Annotated in this window: 5 protein-coding genes and 1 pseudogene; all 6 read left to right on the forward strand. The window is 71.3% G+C overall.

The annotated features are described in order from the left end of the window. Positions 1–1,399: ACT domain-containing protein (locus ETD83_RS45145; RefSeq protein ID WP_230421494.1), on the forward strand; the 1,399-nt coding region annotated here is incomplete at its 5' end. 87 nt (positions 1,400–1,486) lie between these two features. Continuing rightward, positions 1,487–3,079, forward strand: coding sequence for a signal recognition particle protein (ffh, locus tag ETD83_RS39295; protein WP_138650294.1), 1,593 nt, complete (start codon positions 1,487–1,489; stop codon positions 3,077–3,079). Between the two features lie 426 nt (positions 3,080–3,505). Continuing rightward, the gene (gene rpsP / locus ETD83_RS39300) at positions 3,506–3,973 is read left to right on the forward strand and encodes a 30S ribosomal protein S16 (RefSeq protein WP_138650296.1); all 468 of its coding nucleotides are present in this window, start codon (positions 3,506–3,508) and stop codon (positions 3,971–3,973) included. 1 nt (position 3,974) lies between these two features. Then, positions 3,975–4,217 (forward strand): RNA-binding protein, encoded by a 243-nt coding sequence (locus ETD83_RS39305; RefSeq protein WP_021598307.1) that lies wholly within the window; start codon positions 3,975–3,977, stop codon positions 4,215–4,217. 11 nt (positions 4,218–4,228) lie between these two features. Continuing rightward, positions 4,229–4,741, forward strand: coding sequence for a ribosome maturation factor RimM (gene rimM, locus ETD83_RS39310; RefSeq protein ID WP_138650297.1), 513 nt, complete (start codon positions 4,229–4,231; stop codon positions 4,739–4,741). Then, positions 4,738–4,969 (forward strand): annotated as a pseudogene (locus ETD83_RS39315) (tRNA (guanosine(37)-N1)-methyltransferase TrmD); the annotation flags it as partial. The gene rimM and the pseudogene ETD83_RS39315, both read left to right, overlap by 4 nt.

A 4,969-nucleotide genomic window follows, 5' to 3' on the forward strand; every position in this document is an offset into this window, starting at 1 on the left:
CCCTTGGCCCGCCACCGCCCGCGACGCCCTCGTGTCCCTGCTCGGCGCAGGCCCCGCCGCCATCGGCGTCTGGGAGGCGCTCGACCAGGCGGGACTGATCGTCCGGCTGCTGCCCGAGTGGGAACACGTCCGCAACCGTCCGCAGCGCAACCCCGTCCACCGCTTCACCGTGGACCGCCACCTCGTGGAAACCGCCGCCGGCGCCGCCGCCCTCACCCGCGAGGTGGCCCGCCCTGATCTGCTTCTCGTCGGTGCCCTCCTGCACGACATCGGCAAGGGCCGTCCGGGTGACCATTCCGCCACGGGCGCCGCCCTGACCCGCGACATCGGGACGCGCCTCGGCTTCCCGGAGGACGACGTCCGCGTGCTGGAGACGCTCGTCCGCCACCACCTGCTCCTGCCCGAGACCGCCACCCGCCGCGACATCGACGACCCGGTGACCGTGCAGACGGTCACCGCAGCCGTCTCGGCGGTGCCCGGCCGCGAACGCGAGATCCTCGACCTCCTCGCCGCGCTCGCGATCGCCGACGGCCACGCCACCGGCCCCGCCGCCTGGGGCGCCTGGAAGGCCGGACTCGTCGCCGACCTCGCCCGCCGCGCCGCCGCCGCGCTGTCCGGCGGCTCCCGCCCCGTCCCCGCCCTGGCACCCGAACAGGTCGCCCTCGCCCGCCACGACGGCGCCGCCGTCCGCGTCACCGGCTCCCGGATCACTATCGCCGCCCCGGACCGTCCCGGCCTCCTCTGGCGCGCGGCAGGCGTCCTGGCCCTGCACCGCCTCGCCGTGAAATCAGCCCGCACCATCTCCTCTGAGCGCACCACGTCCCCAGGCGCGATCCCATCAGGCGGCGTGACCGCGTCAGGCGGCGTGACCGCGTCAGGCGGCGGGACGGCGTCGGATGGCGGGACGGCGTCGGATGGCGTGACGGCGTTCGAGCGTGCACATACGCCCGGCCCGGTGGGGGAGCCGCCCGCGACGGCCGTGCTCGACTTCACCGCTGTGCCCGAATACGGGACGCCGCCGGATCCGGCCACACTGGAGGCCGATCTCCGGCGGATGCTCGCCGACCGGCTCGATGTCGCGGACCGGCTCGAACGGCGGGCGAGGTCCATCCGCGTGCGGCCCGGCGTGGCGGTGGCGCCGCCGCGGGTGATGATCGTGGACGAGGCGTCCCGCACGGCCACCGTCGTCGAGGTCCGCGCCCATGACCAGCCGGGTCTGCTCTGGCGGATCGGGCAGGCACTGGGCGCATGCGGCCTGCAGGTCCGCGCCGCTCAGGTCGACACCCTTGGTGCCGAGGCCGTGGACGTCTTCTACGTGGTGGACGCAGCGGGCCGCCCCCTGGACGATCCCGCGACCCTCGCGGCCGTCCGCTCCCAAGTCCTGGCGGCCCTCAGCTGAGAACGTCCCGGCGAGAGGGGCGGGGCTCGGCCGGTGACCCGATACGCTGATAGGCGATCCCAGAAGCTTTAAGGACGGTCCAGACACGTGTTCGAGACGCTCTCCGACCGGTTGACGACGGTCTTCTCGTCGCTGCGCAGCAAGGGCCGGCTCTCCGAGGCCGACATCAACGCCACCGCCCGCGAGATCCGGATCGCGCTGCTCGAGGCCGACGTCGCGCTCCCCGTGGTCAAGGACTTCATCACTCAGGTCAAGGAGCGGGCGCGGGGCTCGGAGGTCTCGCAGGCGCTGAACCCGGCCCAGCAGGTCGTCAAGATCGTCAACGAGGAGCTCATCAACATCCTCGGCGGCGAGACGCGCCGGATCAGGCTGGCCAAGAACCCGCCCACCGTGATCATGCTCGCGGGACTGCAGGGCGCCGGTAAGACGACGCTCGCGGGCAAGCTGGCCCGGTGGCTGAAGCAGGAGGGCCACGCGCCGATGCTCGTGGCCGCCGACCTGCAGCGTCCCAACGCGGTCCAGCAGTTGCAGGTCGTCGGCGAGCGGGCCGGGGTGCCCGTGTTCGCGCCGGAGCCGGGCAGCGGCGTCGGCGACCCGGTGGACGTCTCGCGCCGCTCCATCGAGCAGGCCAAGCACGCCCAGCACGACGTCGTCGTCATCGACACCGCGGGACGTCTCGGCGTCGACTCCGAGATGATGCAGCAGGCCATCGACATCCGCGACGCCGTGAAGCCCGACGACGTGCTGTTCGTCGTCGACGCGATGGTCGGCCAGGACGCGGTCAACACCGCGCAGGCGTTCATGGACGGCGTCGGCTTCGACGGCGTCGTCCTCACCAAGCTCGACGGCGACGCGCGGGGCGGTGCGGCGCTGTCGGTCCGGCATGTCACCGGACGTCCGATCATGTTCGCCTCGACGGGCGAGAAGCTCGAGGACTTCAGCGTCTTCCACCCGGACCGCATGGCGGGCCGCATCCTCGACATGGGCGACATCCTCACCCTGATCGAGCAGGCCGAGCAGGCGTTCGACGCCGAACAGGCCGAGAAGATGTCCAGCAAGTTCGCCTCGGGCGAGGACTTCACCCTCGAGGACTTCCTCGAGCAGATGATGATGATCCGCAAGCTCGGCCCGATCGGCAACCTGCTCGGCATGATGCCCGGGATGGGGCAGGTCAGGGAACAGGTCAACCAGATCGACGACAAGGACCTGGACCGGATCGCCGCGATCATCCGCTCGATGACCCCGCAGGAACGCTCCCACCCCAAGATCATCAACGGGTCGCGGCGGGCGCGCATCGCGAACGGCTCCGGTGTCAGCGTCGGTGAGGTCAACAGCCTCGTCACCCGGTTCTTCGACGCGCAGAAGATGATGCGCCAGATGGCCGGCGGGATGGGCCTGCCCGGCATGCCCGGCGGACGCAAGAAGGCCAAGGCCGCGAAGGCGTCCAAGAACAAGAAGGGCAAGCAGCGCAGCGGCGACCCGCGCAAGCGCGCGGGCGCGGGCAAGGGACAGCAGGACCAGCAGCCCGCGGCCGGCGGCACGACGCCCCAGGGCCTTCCCCCCGGGCTCGGCGGCGCTCCCGGCAGCACCCCTGGCCTCCCGCCCGGACTGGGCGGCCAGCTTCCGCCCGGCTTCCAGATGCCCGACCTGGACAAACTCCAGAGCCGCAAGAAGAAGTAGCCCCTGCTTCACGTCCGCCCCAGGCGAGACGCTGTCTGCCGGGGGCCGGAATGCGCGCAACCGTTAGCCGATCGGTCATCCGCTGACAAAGTCGTGCCCTTCCGGACGTCGTCAACCGCCAACCGAGCTGGCCGCCCCACACAATGGCAGGACGGCGAATCGCCACATCGTTGCGGGTCGCCGCCTGGCAGGTTCTCGTCGGCGCCCGGGATCAGCCCGACCGCCGTGGCCGCGGCGGGCAACACGACATCGCGCGATTGCGCGTTTGCGCGGATCGTCTGGCAGAATGACAGGCTGGAAACCCCGGAGTCGCCAGGCGCCCTCTCTCGTCCTGCGCGACCGGAGTCCTCGGACGGCTGTGAGCCGGTGTTCCCCACCTGGCACGGGCCGTCCACCCTGTTATTAAGTCTGGAGTACACCACACCCGTGGCAGTCAAGATCAAGCTCAAGCGTCTGGGGAAGATCCGGAACCCGCAGTACCGGATCGTCGTCGCCGACGCCCGCACCAAGCGTGACGGGCGCGCCATCGAGGAGATCGGGCTCTACCAGCCCAAGCAGGAGCCGTCGCTCATCAAGATCGACTCGGAGCGGGCGCAGTACTGGCTCGGCGTCGGCGCGCAGCCGACCGAGCCCGTCCTCAACCTGCTGAAGATCACCGGTGACTGGCAGAAGTTCAAGGGCGAGCCGGGCGCCGAGGGCACCCTCAGGGTCGCCGAGCCGAAGCCCGACAAGAAGGCCGCGTTCGAGGCCGCCGTCAAGGAGTCGCTGGGCGACGACGAGGCCGCCGGCGCCGCGACGACCCGGGGCAAGAAGAAGGCCGAGCCGAAGAAGTCCGAGGCGAAGAAGTCCGAGGCGAAGGCCACCGAGACGACCGAAGCTAAGAGCGAGGGCTGACGTGCTCGAAGAAGCGCTCGAGCACCTGGTCCGCGGGATCGTGGAGAACCCGGACGACGTCCGGGTCCGCGCCCGCCGGATCAGGGGCGGCCGGGTCCTCGAGGTGCGGGTGCACCCCGAGGACCTCGGTAAGGTCATCGGCCGCAGCGGACGCACCGCCAAGGCCCTCCGCACGGTGATCAGCGCCCTCTCCGGGGGCCGCTACGTGCGCGTTGACCTCCTCGACGTCAACGAGGTCCGCTGAGTGGTGTCCCGATGAGCGAACCGCTCGTGGTGGGACGGATCGGACGGCCGCACGGGGTCCGCGGTGAGGTCACCATCGACGTCCGCACGGACGAGCCGGACACCCGGTTCGCCGCGGGCACGGAGATCATCACCGACCCCGCGGCCACCGGCCCCCTCACCGTCGAGCGAGTTCGCTGGCATTCGGGACGCCTGCTCGTGCGCTTCGCCGGAATCGGCGACCGCGACGCCGCCCAAGAACTCCGCGGCATCTGGCTCGTCGTCGACCCCGGTGAGATCCCCCCGTCCGCAGACCCGGACGACTTTCACGACCGGGAGCTCATCGGGCTCGCCGTCGTCACCGCGGAGGGCGCCGACGTCGGCCGCGTCGCCGACGTCCTGCACCACGGCCAGGACCTCCTGGTCGTGGACGGCCCCGGCGGGGAGACGCTGGTCCCTTTCGTGACCGCGCTCGTCCCCGAGGTGGACGTTCCCGGGGGGCGGCTCGTCATCGACCCGCCCCCCGGCCTGCTCGGCGAATCATGAGAATCGACCTCATCACGATCTTCCCGGAGTACTTCGCCGCCCTCGACATCTCCCTCCTCGGCAAGGCCCGGCGAACCGGACTCCTGGACGTCCACGTCCACGACCTGCGCGACTGGACCCACGACCGGCACCGCACCGTCGACGACACCCCGTACGGCGGCGGCCCCGGCATGGTCATGAAGCCAGAACCCTGGGGCGAGGCCCTGGACGACATCGTCCCCCCCACAC

It is taken from the genome of Actinomadura soli (genome assembly GCF_005889715.1).
GTDB lineage: Bacteria > Actinomycetota > Actinomycetes > Streptosporangiales > Streptosporangiaceae > Spirillospora > Spirillospora soli.